Source organism: Bacteroidales bacterium (assembly GCA_013141385.1).
Classification (GTDB): Bacteria; Bacteroidota; Bacteroidia; order Bacteroidales; family Tenuifilaceae; genus UBA8529.
Genome location: JABFRB010000010.1, coordinates 14,626 through 33,089 on the forward strand (window position 1 = coordinate 14,626; position 18,464 = coordinate 33,089).

An 18,464-nucleotide genomic window follows, 5' to 3' on the forward strand; every position below is an offset into this window, starting at 1 on the left:
TCTAACCTTTTATGGAATTCCATTTTGTTCTTTCTACAAAATTTCAGCGATTTCAGAAATAATCATAACATGAACCAGTATTAACAATTTAAACTTAACGGTTATGAAAAAGCTAACAATCTTAATATTAGGCCTTTTGCTTATAGGTTTTTTAGCAAAACCACAAGTAAACCTGCAAGATGGTTTAGTTGCTTATTATCCTTTTAACGGGAACGCAAATGATGAAAGCGGGAATGGGAATAATGGAACGGTAAATGAAGCGACCCTAAATACTGATAGGTTTGGGAATGTAAATAGTGCTTATAGTTTTGATGGTAATTCCCATATACAAGGTTTAAATGGTGGAATAAATTTTCCACATGGTAATTCACCTTTTACTATTATTGCCTGGGTAAAATCTAGTGGAACAGGTTATGCTAATCAGGGAATCTTTCATTTTGGTACAAATTCTTGTTGCTGTCAAAACTACAATCTATTTTACGGTCTAAATGGAACCAAAATAAATGCTGCATTAGGAATTGGACAGACTGCCTCTGATTTAGTCAAGGATGCTGAAGGGGTGAGTTTTGATAATTGGCATTTTTTTACAGGTGTTTTCGATGGTAGCAAAATGAAAGTATATGTAGACGGCATATTTAAAAATGAATTATTAATATCCTGCACCTCTAATATAGGAGATGTTGATCTATGGGAAATAGGTGCTTTAATGGGTAGAAGTGATTATAACTATACGGGCAAATTAGATGATATTCGTCTCTATAATATTGGTTTAACAAATTCTGAAATCTCTCATCTCTATGCCAACTATCAACCTCCTCTCATTGTAATTGGAACACCAAGCCAACTTGGACAAAATAGGATTTCTTGGTCGGCAGAAAACATCAGCAGTAAAACAAAGTATCGTATTTATAGGGATAATGTCCTATATGACAGCATTATGGTTAGTTCACCATATGTGGATGATACTCTTTACATTGATAACAATGTAACTATTGGAGCATCCTACCAGTACTTTGTTACTTCCTTTGATAACTTCGGCTATGAGAGTATCCACTCCGATACGGTTGAGGTGGCAAGCCTTTCATATTTTACTGAAATTGATGCTGGATTAAAATCATTTTCTCTTGGTCAGTTGGAATGGGGGGATTATAACAATGATGGGCTTTTAGATATTATTATTACAGGGATTAATGAAGGGAATTCTGCATCAATAGTATATGAAAATGAGGGGAATAATACATTTTCTGAGCAGCAGGGAATTGCAATAGTCCCGATTTATGGTAGTTCTGTTGACTGGGGTGATTACAATAATGATGGATTTCTGGATATCGCAGTATCTGGTTGGACAGCATCGGGAGACATTTCAAAAATCTACAAAAATAATGGCGACCAAACATTTACTGAGCAAATGTCAATTTCTCTCCCTGGGGTTCACGGCAGATCGTTTGAATGGGGCGATTGCGATAATGACGGAGATTTGGATTTATTTCTCACAGGTATGATAAATAATACTTGGACCTATTTATCAAAAATTTATATCAATAATGGTAATAATTCCTTTACCGAATTAGTGGGTACTCCATTTGCTGGCGTTTCACAGGGATTTTCAAAATGGGGAGATATGGATAACGATGGAGATTTAGATATTATTTCTACTGGATATAATGGTGGAATTATTTCAAAATTTTATAGGAATGATGGTGGTAATACTTTCACCGAACTAACAGGGGTAAATCTTACTCCCGTTCAAGCAAGTTCTATAGATTTGGGAGATTTGGATAATGACGGGGATTTAGATATTATAATTGCTGGATGTACCAATAATGATTGTACCAGTCGGGTAACTAAAATCTATTCAAACATGGGTAATAATAACTTTATAGATTTGGGTGTTTCAATTCCTGCTGTTGGTAGCAATTGTATAGTAAAATGCGGTGATTATAATAATGATGGATTATTAGATATATTTCTTTCTGGCGACTTGAGTGCTGGAGGTACAAATATCTCAAGGATTTATAAAAACAATGGCGATAATACCTTTTCTGAACAATCAGATGTTTTTTTACCTGGGGTAATCTTCGGTTCTATGCAATGGGGGGATTATGATTTAGATGGCGATCTAGACATTCTTTATTGTGGAGCAATATCAGGAACACAATACACTACATCCCTCTTCAGCAATAATGCTACCACTCCCAATTCTGCTCCTGCCACACCCACAAACCTAACTTCTACTCCCTATGGCTCTGAAGTTACTTTAAATTGGAATGCCGCTACGGATAATGAAACTCCTTCAATTGCTTTAACCTACAATGTAAGAGTGGGTAAAACTCCCGGAGGTTTCGATATTGTAAGTCCACACTCCCTAAGCGATGGTATCCTTAAAAAACCGACCATGGGTAATGCACAGTTGGGAACTTCATTTCTATTAAAAAATTTACCTGCTGGCACCTACTATTGGAGCGTACAATCTGTAGATAATGGATATAAGGGAGGGGCATGGGCTACTGAGATGAGTTTTACAATTGATGGATTGGTTGCCTACTACCCCTTCAACGGTAATGCCAATGATGAAAGCGGAAATGGAAATAATGGAACCGTAAATGGTGCAACATTAAGCACAGATAGATTTGGGAACGCAAATAAGTCATATAGTTTTGATGGAGTTAATAATTACATTTCCATTCCATATTTTTCGAACCTCAATATTACCAACGATTTAACGGTCGAAACATGGATAAATCCATTCAGAGTTGACATTAACGACCAATTTATTGTATCCAGATGTAACCCTAGTATAGGAAATGGGTGGTCTTTAGAACTAAAGAATAGTTCATTGAAATTGCAAGCTAGAATAGGCGGGGTATGGGATTTGCCTATACAAACGCCTCAAGGTGCAATCATGGCAAGTATATGGCAACATATAGCAATGACGTATAATGGGTCAAAAGTAAAAATCTACATTAATGGTGCATTGAATACTACATATGATGTTTCGGGAACGATCTCTAGTGACAATAGTGATCTTTTTTTCGGCAGAGCCCAAAACGCGGGTTGGTATTATAATGGCGATATTGATGACCTACACATATACAATCGTGCTCTAAACGACCAAGAAATTCAAGCCCTATATAACGAACAGCTTCCAACGGTAACCGACATTGATGGGAATATTTACCAAACCGTAACTATTGGTACACAAACATGGATGAAAGAAAACTTGAAAACCACCAAGTACAATGATGGCTCTGACATACCATTGGTAACTGACAATGCAGCATGGACAATAGCTGGTGCCGCTTATTGCTGGTATAACAACGATGCCGCCACTTACAAAGCCACTTATGGTGCACTCTATAATTGGTTTTCAGTTGATGTTGCAAGTAACGGCAATAAAAATGTATGTCCCTCAGGTTGGCACGTGCCTACAGATGACGAATGGGCAATTTTAACTACTTATTTGGGTGGTGAAAGCGTTGCAGGAGGTAAAATGAAAGAAATCGGAACTACACATTGGACAACACCAAATACTGGTGCAACCAATGAAAGCGGATTTACTGCTTTGCCCAGTGGCTACCGTAACTATACCAATGGTTTGTTCTTCGAACTAGGCGGCGACAGCTACTATTGGAGCAGTACTCAGAAAGACGCTTCCATCGCATGTAACCGCCACCTATTTTACGGCTTCGCCAGTTGCACCAGCAGCGGTAACTACAACAAGCAGGACGGGTTTGCAGTTCGTTGCATAAAAAACGCTACAAAAATAACCATACCAGATGGTTCTTACCGTGTAGACGAAACATTTGAAATATCGATAGAAACCACAAGTTTGGCATCAGGTGACGGTATTATTTCGTATCAATGTAATTTCGACTACGATCAAACAAAACTTCAATACGCTGATAAATCGCTAACAGGTACAATTGCAGATGGTGGTAGCGTTGTGGTAAATTCAAGTACAGCAGGGCATCTGCAAATCAGCTATATGACATCAACACCACTTTCAGGTGCTGGTAATATTTTAAAATTGCAGTTCAACACTCTTGCAGAAGGGACTTCTTCGTTAACTATTTCGAACTTTCTTTACAATACAACAGCAGTAACAAGTATTACAAACGGAACGATTACTATTAACGAAAATATTCCACCAACCGCAGCCATAACCTACTCCGATACAGACGGTTTTGTGGGTGCAAGTAAGAATATCACCATTATTGCCACTTTCAGCGAACCAATGGCAGATGCTCCAATACCACAAATTGCTCTAAGCGGTGTTAATACACTTGCAGTAACCAATATGACTAAGGTTTCAAATACTGTCTATACATTCAACCACACTGTTGCAAGTGGTCGTGGAACTGTGAATGTTTCGCTTGCGACAGGAACAGATTTAGTAGGTAATGTAGTAGTTGCAACACCCACAAGTGGTGCTTCTTTTGAAGTTGTACGCTTTGGCGATGTTGATGACAATACGCTCATTCAGGCCTACGATGCTGCCCTAACCTTGCAGTACTCTGTAGGTTTGGACCCGTTGCCCACAGCTGACCCATTACCATGGGAAGCATGGCGTATTGTAACCGCTAATGTTGATGGGGTTGGTAGTATCACCGCTTATGATGCTTCGCTAATATTGCAATATTCAGCGGGTATTATTACTTCATTTCCTGCTGGTAGCAAAAAATCGGGCAATGAAAATGCGGAGATAAAAATTACTATCGATAAAAGGTTTGTTCAGTTCCGTTCCAAAGGTGAACTGTTTGGTTTAAATATTTCTGTTCCAAAAGACTTTAGTAATTTAGGTCAACCTCAGATTCTAAATAGCGATATGATGTCTGCCTTTAACATAAATCAAACAACGTATGCAGTTGGCTTAGCAACCGCATACCCACCAAAAAGCGGAGATGTTTTTATGAGAATCCCTATTATTGGTTCAACAGGTTCTGATATAACCTTTGATATGATAGTAAATACTGTAAATGTAACTGTTACAGTTAATCTAGCTACTGGTATACTAGAAATAAACGAAAGTTCATTATCGATGTTTCCTAACCCGGTTACAAACGAACTAACCATAAACAGTATCAGCAAAAATGCAACAATATCAATTTACGATTTAACTGGTAAACTTCTAATTAGTAAAATCGCAAAATCAGAAACCGAAAAAATTGATGTGAGTGGGTTAGCCATTGGTGCTTATACTGTTAAAATTACAGATAATAAAGTAACTAAAACGGGTAAATTGATTAAACAATAAGTGATTTATTAATTGATAAATTATTAAGACTTTTAGTTTCCTACTAAATTTGATCCACGGTGCTTAAAAAAGAAACCTCTCATTAAGGGGTTTCTTTTTTTGAAGTTTTGGAATAATATCCTTCATAAAGTCAAGGCATATCCTTCCAGCCGCATCAATCATAGTTTTCAAAATCAATCTAACCAAAGGATTTGAAATCTCCTTCTTTTATATATTTTTATCCTACATTCTCAATATGGGATTTCATGCAATTAATATACGTTTTAGCGTTTGTATTACTTTCAATCAGATCGCAGGTGTTTCTACCTGTTGAACTACCTGATCGTAAAGATCTCTCTAAAATAAAGTTGTCGCCGATTGGAGATTTTGGGTTGGTAAGAAAGTCAAGATTGAATATTCCTGCTCATTATCATACTGGAATTGATATAAAAAGACCTAATAATAACTATTCAAACGAGCCCATCTTCCCAATTGCTAAGGGTAGGGTTATTAGCAAAAGGAACGATGGTCCTTACGCCAATATTATTATTGAGCATGAATTCGAAAACATAAGATTCTGGACACTTTACGAGCACATTTCTGGAATAAAAGTTAAGGTAAATGATTATATCAACCCTGATATTCCTATTGCTCGATTTATGAATAAAGAGGAACTAAATAAAAATGGTTGGCAATTCGATCATTTTCATCTAGAAATTCTAAAGATTAAACCGTTACCACTAAAACCAATCTCAGGATACCCTGAACGATTCTTTAAATCTTACTCCCTTGTTTGCTTTTCCATTGAAGATTTAAACAGATATTATTTTAATCCAATAGAATTTTTACAAAAAAACATTAAATAAAAATCAGTAAAGAATCTAAGGCTCATCAATAATTACCAAATCCTTTGCTTAATTGGTTTTTAACTCACTATCAGTATAATACTTAGATAAATTCAGAAATACTCGTGCTGCTTTTACCCGAAAAACTATTGTTAATACCTTCAACTTATTTTACTTTTACTTGTTATTCTTGCACAAAACCCTTAAAAGTTATGGTATTAGGAATATTAAAAGAGACAAAAGACGAACGCCGGGTTGCTATGCTGCCCGAAAGCGTTGCTGCTTTAGTTAGAATGAATGTGTCCGTAATTGTTGAGAATGATGCCGGATTAAGCGCATTTGCCAGCAATGCCGATTATGAAGCGGTCGGTGCAAAAATGGATACAAAAGAGAATGTAATCAACCAATCGGAAGTATTGGTGAAAATCAATCCCCCCACGGATGAAGAGAAAGGGTTGTTGAAAGAGGGGAAAGTTTTTCTTGCCGTGTTAAATCCATATTTTAATACGGGCCTAGTAAAAGATTTGGCTGCAAAAAACATCACAAGCTTTAGCCTTGATGTAATCCCACGAACTTCGCGCGCACAAGCTATGGACATCCTATCGTCTATGGCAACCGTTGCGGGATACAAAGCGGTGCTCACTGCTGCCAACACTCTGCCAAAATTCTTCCCAATGTTCATGACTGCTGCAGGAACAATTACTCCCGCTAAAGTACTGATACTCGGCGCAGGTGTTGCAGGTCTTCAGGCCATTGCCACATCACGTAAACTGGGAGCAGTAGTAGAAGTATTCGACGTACGTGCAGCTGTTAAAGAGGAGGTAACGGGAATTGGTGGGAAGTTTATTGAAGTTGAGGGTGCTTCCGATGATAAGTCTGCTGGAGGTTACGCCGTTGAGCAATCCGAAGAGTTTAAACAACGGCAGGCACAAGCCATACACGACCATGCTATAAAATCCGATGTGGTAATTTGTACCGCACAAATTCCTGGTAAAAAAGCACCACTGTTGCTTAGAAAAAATACTGTGGAAGCAATGAAATCAGGTGCTGTAATTATAGATATTGCAGCCTCAACAGGAGGAAACTGCGAGGTTACCAAGAACAACGAAACATACGTTTACAACGGAATTACCGTTATTGGTAATTCATTCTTTGCTGTTGATATGCCTTCGGATGCAAGCAAGATGTTTGGAAAGAACGTGATCAACTTCTTAAAACTTATCATAACCAAAGAGGGTAATTTAAACCTTAACTGGGACGATGATATTGTTAAGGGTACTGCTGTTACTCACAACAAAGAGATTGTTCACGAAAGAGTGCGGGCGGTGGTTACTAGTTAACCTCAACATTTGAGATTAGTTAATGAATGTTCATGGGGATTTACAATGAAATGGAATACTGGAATGTTGAAATAATGGGAAGATATTCAATCTTCAATATTTATTCTTTCTCTTCCTTCATTCCAATCTGATTCTTTGATATTAATCATATTTTCAAAAAACACTTAAAAAACATGGAAGAAATCTTAAAGTTTTTCATCGAATATAAGGAAATGATCTTCATTATTATCCTATCTATTTTCCTTGGGATTGAAGTCATCTCGCATGTTCCAGCGGTTATGCATACTCCCCTTATGTCTGGTAGTAATGCTATCCACGGGGTTGTAATCATTGGTGCCATCATCGTAATGGGTCACGCACATGATACCCTTTCACTTATCTTTGGCTTCCTTGCTGTGATACTTGGAACACTGAACGTTGTTGGGGGATTCGTAGTTACCGACCGTATGCTCGAAATGTTTAAGAAAAAGAAAAAATAGGGAGGATTAAATAATGGAACAACTTACAAAAATCATTGAATTTACCAACGAGATTTCCATTCTGGAGATTTCTTACTTGGTTGCATCGGTTCTATTTATTTTTGGTTTGAAAAAACTAAGTCATCCCGATACCGCACGTACTGGTAACCTATGGGCTGCTGCTGGTATGGCTGCTGCTATCCTCTTTACTATCCTTTTTCATAAAAAGGAAGGTGAATCCATCGGAAATATCCCTTGGATTGTAATCGCTTTAGCCATTGGTACTTTTATTGGATGGTACGCCTCAAAAAAGGTAAAGATGACGGCTATGCCACAGATGGTTTCACTGTTCAATGGAATGGGGGGTGCCTGTGCTGCATTAATCTCAATGATGGAATTCCCAAGAATGCAGAATATGCTAGCTGCCGAAGGTGCGCAGAACATGTTAAACGGCGAAGCCATTGCAATTCTCCTTGCCTTGATGATTGGAGGAGTATCGTTTGCTGGAAGTATGATTGCTTTCGGTAAACTCGATGGTCGCATAGGCGATATCAAACACCCAATTTTGCGAATTGTCAACCTCTCTTTCTTGATTATTCTGCTTGTTGCACTGGTTCTTATAATGGCCATTAAACCAGAGGCAGGGAATAATCTTGTAATTTATCTATTTGCATGTGCCGCTCTTATCTATGGAGTAACCTTTGTTATGCCGATTGGTGGGGCCGATATGCCTGTGGTTATCTCACTATTAAACTCATTTACAGGTGTAGCCGCTGCAATGGGTGGATTTCTCTACCATAACCAAGCAATGCTAACTGGTGGTATTCTTGTTGGATCATCGGGAACCATTCTTACCATTCTGATGTGTAAGGCAATGAATCGCTCCTTATTGAATGTAATTATTGGTGCCTTTGGCGGAAGTGCTGCTGGAATTGCTGGAAGTGGAGACAAAACCGTAAAGGAGATTACCCTCAGCGATGCTGCAATACTTCTTAGCTACTCGCAAAAAGTATATATAATCCCCGGTTATGGACTTGCTGTTGCCCAAGCACAGCATCTTTGCCACGAACTTGATGTTCTACTTTCAAGCAAAGGCGTGGAAGTAAAATACGGTATTCATCCAGTTGCTGGACGTATGCCCGGTCACATGAACGTTCTACTTGCAGAGGCTGATGTTCCCTACGAAAAACTTGTTGAGATGGAGGATGCAAACAATGAGATGGCCAATACCGATGTAGTAATGGTGATTGGTGCAAATGATGTGGTTAACCCTGCCGCTGAAACCGATCCTGCAAGTCCAATTTACGGGATGCCCGTTATCAAAGCATGGGATGCAAAAAATATCATCGTAATGAAACGATCTATGGCTCAAGGCTATGCTGCAATCGAAAACAACCTTTTCTATCATCAAAAGAACCGAATGCTATTTGGCGATGCGAAAGCAACAATGCAGAAATTAGTTGCGGAGATAAAGGCTTTATAGAAGATAACAATAAGAATATATTATATTTATTACAAAAGACCATCAATTCTGGTGGTCTTTTCTTTTATATCAAAATACTATTGCTTGTCAGTGCATTGCGCCAAATACCATTCCGGAGATCATTGGTATTAACCATATTATCCACACAACTATACTAAATCGATGAAAGTTTACAATCATCTTTTCATTCTTCTTTGCTAATACTACAATTGCCCATATAGCATGGAATAGCATCAGGAGAATAGCTATGTTGCCAGTAATTCCATGAAATGTCAGTTTAAATAGCGAACCAGAGATTAGACTCATAGCGGTTGTGCCAATTGTATCACAAATAAATCCAGAGATGAAGAAGTAAGTGTGCCACCATTTAAGTCGTCGCTGAAATCTTTCGGCCCAAACACCAATTGTATAAAGAACGCACGCTAAATTGATAAACACTATTGCGTAAACTAACGTTGTTGAATTCATCGCTTTGATAATAAGGTGGAAATCTGTGCGGGAAAAGTAGTAAAAAGTATTACTCGTTCACTGTTGAATCAAGAAAATCTTGGATAGATGTCTTACTAATCCTATTGGTATCCGCCAAAGACCTTGAATTAAAAAAGCCATTTGAATGAATGACTTCCTTTTTTATAGACCATTTCAGAATAGGTTAATTTTTCGTGTGTTTTTCTAATCTGACAAAATAGAATTAAACTGCCTCTTTAACTGTTTGTTTACTTGCTACTCTATAGGTATATGAATGGTAAATATGTCTTCTGGCAAACCTAACTTGGGCTGATGAATTAAGAAACTTGTTATAAATATTCTTTGGTATCCCAAAATACTCATAAACACTCCCATCCTGAAAGGTAATTGTCAGGGTTTGCCCTTTGTAAGAATAATTATCAATTATTGAGTTATTGGTTACATAGGTATACTCCTCTATATTAGATGCCCGAGTTTCAGGTGATATACTAACTAGGAAATGATACGCTTCAATTATATTTTTACTTATATCCTCCGCTTCGGCTTTACGCACATGGTCATCAATAAATTTATCGGGATGCCACTCCTTCATTAAATTACGGTAACTCGTTTTCAAGCCCCCCAAATCAGCATCAGGTGAAACATTCAGTAATCTTCTGTACTCAACAATTCGCTTCATAAATAAACTTAAAGTGATTTTATTTCAGGGGCGCAAAGGTAATCAAAACGATTAAACTACCTAACGTGCTTAAATAAAGGCTTTTTTGTCTTGCTTAAGTAACACTCTGAGGTTGCTCTAATACTAAAACATAAACGCTGAAGAGTCTCATTAATTCCTCTCAAAGCTTTGTCTGGTTAACTTAGTAGTCTCCAATATATCTAATATCAAGCATGTTTAGAGTATTTTCATGTATGAGTGTTGCTTCATATAAGTTCTAATTCATATATCTTAAAAGGATTCTTAAAAAATAAAGCCCATCGGTTGGGATGGACTTTTTTATGCTTTGTGTGCCTTACTGGATTCGAACCAGTGGCCCCTACCCTGTCAAGGTAATGCTCTAAACCAACTGAGCTAAAGGCACATTATTTCAAATTTGGTAAATCAATATCTTTAAGTAAAATTTAAAAAATTTAAAACAACAGTGTGCCTTACTGGATTACTCCCTCCGGTCGTGAGCTCGCTCCGCTCGGTTCGAACCAGTGGCCCCTACTCCGGCAGTTGCCGGATAATGCTCTAAACCAACCGAGCTAAAGGCACATTTGAAAAATAAGCCACATACGTTGTTCTGTAGGTGGCTTTACTTGGTGGGCCCAGCTGGTATCGAACCAGCGACCCTCTGATTATGAGTCAGATGCTCTAACCGACTGAGCTATGGGCCCTAAAAAAACCGCAAAAGGTTTTTTAATTGGAGTGCAATATTACATATTTGTACCCGAAATTTCAACAGCTTACCTCGTTTTTTATGCAAAAACTTATTTTTATACCTGCCAAACACCTGAATATCAAAAATATTATTTTCGATTTAGGTGGTGTTATTCTTAATATTGACTACAATCTTACTTTTCAAGAATTTAAGCGTTTGGGTTTCGAAAATTTCGATGATGTGTTTAAATTGGCAAAACAAACTGGGCTTTTTAATAATCTTGATAAAGGTCTTATAACACCACAAGAGTTTAGAAATGAGATTCGTTTGCTGGCTAAAAAACCATTAACGGATCAACAAATTGATAAGGCTTGGAATTCTCTTCTCCTCGATTTCCCGATTCCTAGACTAAAAGTGTTAGAAAGTGTTCACAAATCCTATCGAACCTTTTTATTAAGTAATACGAATCAGATCCATTGCGAAGTTTACAATCGTGATCTACAAAAAACTTATGGGGTAAGTGATCTCTCATACTTTTTTGATAAAATATACTACTCCCATGAAATTCATATTATAAAACCCGATAGGGAGGCATTCCAAATCATTCTAGATCAAAATAAATTACTACCTGAGGAAACCCTATTTATAGATGATACAGAACAACATGTAGAAGGGGCAAAAGCAGCTGGGATTAATGCTTACTTTTTAAAATTGAAGGAAGGAGAGACGATCGAGGGGCTATTTGAAATACTTGAAGTGAACTAGAGTTCTTAAAGTTTAGAGTTCTTGTACAGTAGATTCTAGACATTTGAATATCTTCATTCTTTTTCAATCAATGCTAGGCACTCCACATGGATTGTCTGTGGGAAAAAATCATACGGGATTAGTCGTGTAACCTTGTATCCATTATTTGTTAACGCAACTAAGTTTTTTGAAAGAGTTCCAGCGCTGCATGAGAGGTAAGCAATCCTTTGGGGTTTTCCCTCGCCAATAATCCAATCAAGCACCTCCTGCTCTATTCCTGTTCTTGGTGGGTTAATGTAAAGATATACCTCTCTCCCATTATCCCGTTGCTGATTCACCCACCCCCGAATCTGTGGAACTCTTTGTCTACAAGCACCTCTTAGAACAGTTGCATCGGGTACATTGAGTTTTGCACATTCAACGGCCTCTTTGCCAAGTTCAACACCTAAAACTTTAGCACCTGCTTTTACCCATCGAGCCATGGATATGCCTGTGCCACAGTAAAGATCTGCAACGGAATACTTATTAAGAGGGCTAAAAAAGTTTAGTGCTTCATCCAATGAACTGTTGTATAAACTAGGGATTAACTGCTGAAATGCTCCAGGGCCATACCAAAGATCATTAAAATCTAATGATCTTTCTTGCCCAAATAGTAATTTCCACTCTGCTTTTTCAAATAAACGCCTGCCCGCTGAAGGATTATAGTGAATCCAAAAACCCTGAATTCCGTTCTGTCGAAGTGCGGAAATGACTTCATCTGTTAACCAATAATCATTAAGAACCTTCTTCGCTTTAACAATCAATACAATTTGGGCTGATGTTTGAACATAGAATCCCAATGGAAACTCAATACCAGTAGGCAAAAACTTCTTAAGTATGTTAAGAATTTCGTTTACTTCCGGCTTATGAAGAGGACAATCTGGAATATCAATTAACTCATCCATCGATATCATCCCAAAATGCCAACCGTTTTCATCCCATCGGGTGTTTAAAGTGGTTTTATGTCTGTATCCCCAGCGATTTTCATCGGGAACAGAAACAACGGGTTCTAGGATATCGTCCCATGTTGATAGTTTGCTTGATAGAAATGCGTATTTCTGTTGAAGGCTATCCTCCATAGTCCATTCACGATGCTTACAACCTCTACATTCAGCAATACATCCTTTGGATAACATCTGGCTTTAGTATAAAATTTAGTTAAGCCAAACTGGGTTCACGCAAAGTCGCAAAGCACGCCAAGAGGGAAAAAACTAAAAGTTTTTTCCCTTTGCGCTCAAACCGTGAATCCAATTTGGTAGAAATTAGTCATGTCATCTTAATTGATTCTAATTTAGTTTCTCATCAATCTTGTCTTCTTTGCGGTTTAGCGACTTTGCGTGAAATTATTTTGTCGCTGAATAATCACACTCTTACAAATTGTTCGTCAAATTTATTAATAGCAAAAGTATCAAATATCCGTTCCTGTTAAAACAAGTTAATAATGTTCGTTAAATTTGTGTCCTAAACAACTACCAAACCACCCACCATCAATGAAACAACTATTAATCATAACCTTTTTTTGTATTTCATCATTTTATGTTTTTCCACAGCCCACAATAGAAGTTTATTTAAAAAGCAATCCATTCCAAAGCAAGGGTTCAACGATTGAAAGTACTGAAGATACCTACGAATTGATGATTAACGAAGTTCCTCCTCGACCATTTAAAATTACTATGCGTTTTAATAAAGATGGGTATATTATCAATGAATCGAGATTTGGGAACGCAGGCGGCAAACTCAGCGAAACTATCTACGATTATAACCAGAATCGTAAGCTAACAAAGAAAACTCATCGATACTTTGTGAATATGCTTGGCTGGAAGGTAGATGAAACCCAACTAACATACAACGATACAACGGGATACATCTCGGAAATTATCTCTTTTAAGAATAAGATTCTCGAATCCACAAGCATGATCTTTTGCGATAGTACAGGTAAACCTATTGAGGTAAGGGTTTTAGATGATAAGGGCGGTTTTTCGATGATAGAAAAGATTGGTTACTCCCCAAATGTCAATATCATACGGGTGATGGTACTAAAATCGACAAATCAATTTGTTGGACGTTGGCTTTATCCAATAGATCAGTTGAAACCCTACCAATCTGGTCAAATTGAAAGACAATACTATCCAAATGGTGAGGTAATGCTTGAGTCGCTAGAGGACCCAACTAAAATTGATCAAGGCTATTTTTATGAGTACAAGCTTGATGGGCAAGGGAATTGGGTTGAAAAAAACACTTATCAGGTGACCCTTGGGAAGAACAATAAAATCAAGGATAAAAAACTTGAGCATAAGATTTCTCGAACCATTAAGTATTACTAAAATGAATGTTATTCTTAGACCTTTCGAATTAGCTGATTGCAAATCACTCCCAAAACATGCAAATAATCGATTAATCGCTGAAAATTTAAGGGATCGATTCCCTTACCCATATACCGAAATGGATGCCATTCAGTTTATTCAAATAGTTTCGAATAGCCATCCAACAACCGAATTTGCAATTGATATTGATGGCGAAGCCATTGGGGCTGCAGGGATTCTCCTAAAAGAGGATGTTTATAGGCAGAATGGGGAGATTGGGTATTGGCTTAGCCAAGATTATTGGGGAAAAGGGATTGGAACTTGGGTTGTTGGAGAACTTGTTCGCAAAGCCTTTGATGAGTTTAAACTACACAGGGTGTACGCAGAGGTGTTCGAAAAGAATATAGCATCGGCTCGTATTCTTGAGAAGAATGGATTGGTAAAGGAGGCAACTTTAAAAAATGCGATTATTAAAAATGGTGTTTTTCAGAATCTTTTGATTTTTTCAATTATAAACCCTAACAATTTAATCGATGTCGTTTAGTTAAGGTTTAATTCTTATAACATAGGGATTCCTGCCTTCGCAGGAATGACAGTAAGAATGATGTACACACCTCTTGTCATTCCGCACTTGATGCGGAATCTCCTTAACTAAACGACATTGATTCTTTAATCTCAAAACTCAACGAAATAGGCTAACAATCCCAAAAGTATTAGTACCGTTCCTGTTATCCTTTTCTCGTGATGCTCAAGGTAGTGTGAGTTAATTTTGTTGATCCCTTTTAATCCAAGGTAAACAAGTGAGAACATTATTATTAGGGTAACTAGTAGATAGACCGAGGAAACTATCAAAACTCCTAACCACCCAATTGTTGCTGCCTGAAAATAGTAAGCCTCAATTTCAATGCAAGGTGTAAGGAACATTGCAATGCTTAACGATAAAATAATCGCAAAATGCGATTTTTTATTTTTAAGTTTCTGCTCATTTACCTCAAAGTGATGATGATGGTGATGCGATGATCTTAAATCAATTACGAAGTAGATTATTCCTATTATTATTAATATGAGCGGGGCTGCAATTTTCGTGATGTAACTATAGTTTTGGGATAGTTTTATACCCACAAATCCAACTATTATCCCAATAAATATGGTGCTTAGCGTGTGTGAGAATCCTGTAATAAAGGTTGCAAAAAGAGTTTCCCTATTTGTCCACCTTTCGGTTTTTGAAATTGCAATTAACGGAATCCAATGATTTGGGATTAAGGCGTGTATAATGCTTAAAATCAGGCTTCCTATTAATATTTGTTCCATGCGGTTTTGGGTTGTCTATTAAAGATGTGTTGGCAAATATAGCGATCATTCAATATTCCAGCAATATATTGACATTCCATTGATTGATAGAAATTGCTATATTTGAAATAAATTAAATATGACAGAACAAGACCTAACGATTAAGATCGTTGATTTTTTTGAGAAAAAGATTTTTGAACCACATGTAAACTCATCTTTAAAAAAGAATTCAAAACTAAAATCTTATAAAATCAATCCAATAGTTGCTAAGTATTTATCGAAAGTTTTGGATGATAAATATAGCCCCGAAGGAATTGCGATGGCTCTTTACTATCCTAGAGTTTTGGGAACTTCAATTAATACTTCTTTTGGGACGCAAATTCAAAATATGTTTATTGAGCTAAATATTGCTCAAGGCTCTCTAATTAAGGGAATGGATATTGAGTTTGTTGATAAAATAGACAAACGGAATAAATGGTGTCAATTGAAAGCTGGTCCAAATACTATTAATTCTGAGGATGTTAAACCTTTAATCAAGAAATTTACCGATACAATTAATTTGGCAAGAACCAATAAAGCTTTAGCAGGTATTAGCAATACTGATTTCGTTGTAGGTGTGCTTTACGGCGAACCTTCGGAACTGAGCATGCATTACAAAAAAATTGATAAAACGCATCCAGTGCTTGTTGGCAAAGATTTTTGGCATAGAATTACAGGTTTTCCTGATTTTTACGATCACCTAGTGGTTGCACTACATGAATGCATCAATAATTTTGATACTAAAGATTTCTTTAAAAAAGGCTGTGATGATTTGGCTAAAGAAATAAGAAAATCACCCTTATTTCATTTTTAGCTGTTGATAATATTTATTTAAAAACTTTACGATTGAGTATCCCACTTCTCTTCCTAAATTAACAGGAACAGCATTTCCTATTTGCTTGTATTGCTGCGCAATAGAACCAGTGAATTTCCAATCATCGGGAAATGTTTGAATTCGAGCGTATTCACGAACCGTAAAAGGGCGTGTTTCTTCTGGGTGACATCTTTCTGTTTGCTTTTGAGCAGGACTACATGTTAATGTCAAACAGGGTTCATCCCATCCTATTCGGCGAGCCATTCCTGTTTTTCCACCACCTAAATAAAAGCTCCCACCCATGTATTCTTTTTGGATATCTTCCGGTAAATCCCGCCAATAACCTTTTTGTGGGACTAAATCCAGTACATCCCTTTTACTTTTTGGGTACTTCGCCCCATCTGATTTAGGAACATCTGAATCGTATAATTGCCCTTTTTTTAAAGCATCCTCTAAATTATAGATATTTCTGTATGGTTTAGGGTATTCGTACTTTATATCAATGTCTTTTCGAACACCAACCAGAATAATGCGTTCCCTTTTTTGGGGTACTTTAAAATTTATTGCTTTAAGAATTTTAATTGGTGTAACATTATACCCGATTTCGTCTAAAATAGAAATCATTCCTTGTAATGTTTTTCCGCCCTCGTGACTTAATAAACCTCTAACATTCTCCCCAATACAAATTGGAGGATTTACCTCCTTAACAACTCGTGCAAATTCATAGAATAAAGTTCCTCTGGCATCATTTAGCCCGAGTTTTTTACCAGCATAGCTGAATGCTTGGCATGGAAATCCACCTGTAACAACATCGATTTTATTATGATATTCAGAAAAATCAAATGAGCGAACATCACCTTCAAGTACTTTCCAATTGGGGCGGTTCTTTCGAAGTGTCTCACAAGCCCATTTATCAATCTCGTTTAATGCAGAACATTTTAATCCCGCCTTTTCCAATCCCACAGCCAAGCCGCCAGCACCCGCAAATAATTCTATCACAGAATATGAGTTCTGAGGTTCGGTAAAGTTGTCGTCAACTTCTTGAGTTTTAATATTTAAAATTTCACCGAAGAGTTTTTCTACATCCAATCTTTTATATACTCTATAATTGTTAATTGGCTCCCGTACGGCAGGTAATATACCCTCACGATCCCATCTTCTCAACGTTTCTTTGCTTTTTCCAATAAGTTCTGAAGCTTCTGACAATGTTAAGTATTCACCCATAACCATACTATATAACCTTACACAATGGTTACAAATATATTGTGGTTTTATCGTTTTCTACTTACCGTTTCATCTATATTTATTAACACTTTAACAACCCGTCTCATTTAGGTTTTGTGGTATTTGTTAGCTTAGAACAAAACTCGCTGAGATTATTTATTCAATGTGTTGGAAACTTAACCTTTTAAAAGGAAACCCCTTCCACAAAATACTTTTGGAAACAAACTGGCTGAAAAAAGAAGTAATTCCCAAAGGTTTGGAAAGAATCTGGCGAAAAAAAGGGAGTTTCAAAATATTTTGGAAAGAATCTGGCGAAAAAAAAGTAAGTCCCAAACATTTTGGAAACAGGCTAATTCTCCCAGAGGTGCTTCTAAACCTTTTGGAAACAAGCTGACGGAAAAATAAGTCCTCCCAAACCTTTTAGAAACAAACTGGTGAAAAAAAAGTAATTCCCAAACATTTTGGAAACTGTTTAATTCTCCCAAAACTACTTCTAAATCGTTTGGAAACGATCCGGTGGAAAAAAAGTAATTCCAAAAATTTTTAGAAACGAACTGGCGAAGAAAAAATAACTTCCAAAACTTTTGGAAACAAGCTGGCGGAAAAAGAACCTCCTTCCAAAACTTTTGGAAAAAAGCTGGTGGAAAAAAAGTAATTCCCAAACATTTTGGAAACAGGTTAATTCTCCCAGATGTACTTTTAATCCGTTTGGAAACGATCTGGTGGAAAAAGAACCTCAGCCCAAACCGTTTAGAAACTAGTTGGCTGAAAAAGAAGTAATTTCCAAAAGGCTTTCTAAATATGCAGGCAAAGCCTGCAA

At 37.0% G+C, this 18,464-nt stretch carries 14 protein-coding genes and 2 tRNA genes; 9 read left to right on the forward strand and 7 right to left on the reverse strand.

Annotated elements, in window-relative coordinates; translation table 11 throughout:
* Positions 1–103 precede the first annotated feature (103 nt).
* The 5 genes from HOO91_05515 to HOO91_05535 all read left to right on the forward strand — a co-directional run bounded on the left by HOO91_05515 (position 104) and on the right by HOO91_05535 (position 9,359).
* Positions 104–5,254, forward strand: a complete 5,151-nt coding sequence (locus HOO91_05515; protein NOU17000.1) for a T9SS type A sorting domain-containing protein — start codon at positions 104–106, stop codon at positions 5,252–5,254.
* A gap of 245 nt (positions 5,255–5,499) precedes the next feature.
* A complete protein-coding gene (locus HOO91_05520; GenBank protein NOU17001.1) occupies positions 5,500–6,099 on the forward strand; it encodes a M23 family metallopeptidase in 600 nt (199 codons plus the stop codon).
* 191 nt (positions 6,100–6,290) lie between these two features.
* Entirely contained in the window at positions 6,291–7,418 is a 1,128-nt protein-coding gene (locus tag HOO91_05525; protein ID NOU17002.1) for a Re/Si-specific NAD(P)(+) transhydrogenase subunit alpha, read from the forward strand.
* A gap of 173 nt (positions 7,419–7,591) precedes the next feature.
* Positions 7,592–7,897, forward strand: coding sequence for an NAD(P) transhydrogenase subunit alpha (locus HOO91_05530; GenBank protein NOU17003.1), 306 nt, complete (start codon positions 7,592–7,594; stop codon positions 7,895–7,897).
* 13 nt (positions 7,898–7,910) lie between these two features.
* Complete coding sequence (locus tag HOO91_05535) at positions 7,911–9,359, forward strand: NAD(P)(+) transhydrogenase (Re/Si-specific) subunit beta (protein NOU17004.1); 1,449 nt, start codon at positions 7,911–7,913, stop codon at positions 9,357–9,359.
* A gap of 87 nt (positions 9,360–9,446) precedes the next feature.
* On the opposite strand, the gene HOO91_05540 is transcribed toward HOO91_05535, so the two are convergent.
* From HOO91_05540 to HOO91_05555, 4 genes are all read right to left on the reverse strand, one after another.
* Entirely contained in the window at positions 9,447–9,827 is a 381-nt protein-coding gene (locus HOO91_05540; protein ID NOU17005.1) for a TIGR03987 family protein, read from the reverse strand.
* A gap of 223 nt (positions 9,828–10,050) precedes the next feature.
* Positions 10,051–10,506: a KTSC domain-containing protein gene (locus tag HOO91_05545; protein ID NOU17006.1), complete on the reverse strand. Its 456-nt coding sequence runs from the start codon at positions 10,504–10,506 to the stop codon at positions 10,051–10,053.
* 328 nt (positions 10,507–10,834) lie between these two features.
* Positions 10,835–10,909 (reverse strand) — tRNA-Val (locus HOO91_05550).
* 221 nt (positions 10,910–11,130) lie between these two features.
* Positions 11,131–11,207: transfer RNA gene (locus tag HOO91_05555), tRNA-Ile, on the reverse strand.
* Positions 11,208–11,290: 83 nt separating this feature from the next.
* Here HOO91_05555 and HOO91_05560 point away from each other — a divergent pair.
* Positions 11,291–11,956 carry an HAD family phosphatase gene (locus HOO91_05560; GenBank protein ID NOU17007.1) on the forward strand — a complete coding sequence of 222 codons (666 nt, stop codon included), beginning with the start codon at positions 11,291–11,293 and terminating at the stop codon, positions 11,954–11,956.
* A 53-nt stretch (positions 11,957–12,009) separates the two neighbouring features.
* Here HOO91_05560 and HOO91_05565 read toward each other — a convergent pair whose 3' ends face one another.
* Positions 12,010–13,110 (reverse strand): class I SAM-dependent RNA methyltransferase, encoded by a 1,101-nt coding sequence (locus HOO91_05565; GenBank protein NOU17008.1) that lies wholly within the window; start codon positions 13,108–13,110, stop codon positions 12,010–12,012.
* Positions 13,111–13,464: 354 nt separating this feature from the next.
* Here HOO91_05565 and HOO91_05570 point away from each other — a divergent pair, with 354 nt between their 5' ends.
* Positions 13,465–14,298: a hypothetical protein gene (locus HOO91_05570; protein NOU17009.1), complete on the forward strand. Its 834-nt coding sequence runs from the start codon at positions 13,465–13,467 to the stop codon at positions 14,296–14,298.
* Between the two features lies 1 nt (position 14,299).
* Positions 14,300–14,821 carry a GNAT family N-acetyltransferase gene (locus HOO91_05575; protein NOU17010.1) on the forward strand — a complete coding sequence of 174 codons (522 nt, stop codon included), beginning with the start codon at positions 14,300–14,302 and terminating at the stop codon, positions 14,819–14,821.
* Between the two features lie 131 nt (positions 14,822–14,952).
* Here HOO91_05575 and HOO91_05580 read toward each other — a convergent pair whose 3' ends face one another.
* A complete protein-coding gene (locus tag HOO91_05580; protein ID NOU17011.1) occupies positions 14,953–15,588 on the reverse strand; it encodes a hypothetical protein in 636 nt (211 codons plus the stop codon).
* A gap of 118 nt (positions 15,589–15,706) precedes the next feature.
* Here HOO91_05580 and HOO91_05585 point away from each other — a divergent pair, with 118 nt between their 5' ends.
* On the forward strand, positions 15,707–16,420 hold the full coding sequence (locus tag HOO91_05585; GenBank protein ID NOU17012.1) for a restriction endonuclease: 714 nt from the start codon (positions 15,707–15,709) through the stop codon (positions 16,418–16,420).
* Here HOO91_05585 and dcm read toward each other — a convergent pair.
* A complete protein-coding gene (dcm, locus tag HOO91_05590) occupies positions 16,406–17,650 on the reverse strand; it encodes a DNA (cytosine-5-)-methyltransferase (GenBank protein ID NOU17013.1) in 1,245 nt (414 codons plus the stop codon). The two genes, HOO91_05585 and dcm, sit on opposite strands and share 15 nt — an antisense overlap.
* Between the last annotated feature and the right edge of the window lie 814 nt (positions 17,651–18,464).